The organism is Mesorhizobium sp. M0408 (assembly GCF_040321495.1).
Lineage (GTDB): Bacteria > Pseudomonadota > Alphaproteobacteria > Rhizobiales > Rhizobiaceae > Mesorhizobium.
On the sequence record NZ_JAMYRO010000074.1, the window covers coordinates 1 to 1599 of the forward strand.

The following is a 1599-nucleotide window of genomic DNA, read 5'->3' on the forward strand; positions in this document are numbered from 1 at the left end:
CCTGGTCAGCAGGACACGACAGCCAATACCGCCGCGCCGGGCCAGGTGAAAAAGACCGACGAAGGTTGCTGATTGGCACATCGGCACAGGTTGGAATCACCAGCGTGCGGCTGGCCAGTCTCCCCCGACCACCGCCTGAACTCAACTCGGCTGGCGAGCAAGTTGCCGCCAGCCGAGCACCACCGCAAAGCCGCTCGCTCGCTACAGCGCTATCGAGAGCGCGCTCGCGAGCGGCTTCGCTACCGGAGCCAGACCATCGCCGGTGAGCCGCCGAAGGAACGTGGCATCTTGCCGCGCTGCGCCGATCCCCGCTGCCGGAGCCGATCTCCAGGTCAAGATCTGATGCGACATCTGCCTCGATACAAACCGACTCGGAGCCCTGCTCTAAAGGACGGCCCAACGAAACGACCATAATCTTTTCATCTCCTCCCTCACAGCCGCCGAATTCGTCGCGGTGTGCTTGAGAAGCCGTCGGGCAAGCGGCATGACGAGCTCGAAAAAAGTTCGCGGCGTCGGACGGTGCGCAGATGCTTTTTGCCAGCCGGGTCCTGTTGTTCGACGAGAGGATGGTCCGGCGAGGCAAAGTGCCGGGCCCAAGGAGAGCCAGCTCAGCCTCAATCGCATCGGCCACCGGTTCTTTGAATTCGCGGTAATCCATATTCATGCAACCACTGCCCTTGTCTTCGCGTTTAGCCGCGTTCAATCGTGGAGAGCGACAAGAATGCGGGCCTTCAGTCCAATTACAATCTGCCTCGATGGCAACCTAACGGTGGTCGCGTCCATAGCCGACGCAATGAAGGTGCTTCAGCAACCATGGCCAAGAATGGGAAAGCCGGGGCGGCTCAACGCGATCCGAATGGTCGAGGAATCCCTGGCCGGGCATTGCAGCCAGCAAGCTGCATTCGAGGCCTTCAAGGCGGCCGCGGCTGAACAGGGACTCCTTAGAACAAGAGGGACCAGCGCAGGTCTGGGGAAAGTTGCGCGGATGGTTGAAGACCTGATGTGAGATCATGCCGGCCTCGCTAACACTGCAGAGGCGCCCCACTTGAAGCCCGAATACTGCCTTCTCCCGCGAGAGCCGAAACGCCTCAAACCGGGGTATTAGCCCGGACGCGAGAAGGCCCTGGCTTCGCGTCCGGGACAGCCAGGACCACTTATCCGACGGTGAATTCTGCGCTGCCTAAGCAGTGCGGCTGCACGCCCATTTGCGATCGCGTTTGGGATCCACATTGAGGTTAACTCTGATGATCTGCCCCATCCTGTCAGAAAAAGACATTTCCCTTGACCTTGCGAGTAAAGGAAAGCAATCAGGATTGCGCCGAGAACTGGGCTTGATGAGCAGATGATTCTCCGTGGTCTCTTCGACCGCGAGTGTCTCGGCTCGACGGCATCGGTCGTGGCGTCGCGATCCCTCACGCTCTGCTGGGCACGATCTCTTCGCCAGTCGTGTCTTTGACGCGCCTGGCCCAGCCCGTTGACTTCGACGGGCCCTACGACAACCAGTCGATCTCATTTAGAGCGTCGGACGTTCAGTTTGAATCGCGAGGGATTCCAGTGAGGCGTGGTTCATGATTCACTTCCTGTAGGAGGTGATTTGCC

At 59.8% G+C, this 1599-nt stretch carries 3 protein-coding genes; 2 read left to right on the forward strand and 1 reads right to left on the reverse strand.

Annotated features, from left to right (window positions below):
• On the reverse strand, nt 1-664 hold a 664-nt coding region (locus tag NKI67_RS33735), incomplete at its 3' end, for a hypothetical protein (RefSeq protein ID WP_352649165.1).
• 57 nt (nt 665-721) lie between these two features.
• On the opposite strand from NKI67_RS33735, the gene NKI67_RS33740 reads away from it, so the two are divergent.
• Entirely contained in the window at nt 722-1006 is a 285-nt protein-coding gene (locus tag NKI67_RS33740) for a DUF982 domain-containing protein (protein ID WP_352649167.1), read from the forward strand.
• 365 nt (nt 1007-1371) lie between these two features.
• A complete protein-coding gene (locus NKI67_RS33745; RefSeq protein ID WP_352649169.1) occupies nt 1372-1572 on the forward strand; it encodes a PTS sugar transporter subunit IIA in 201 nt (66 codons plus the stop codon).
• Nucleotides 1573-1599 lie beyond the last annotated feature (27 nt).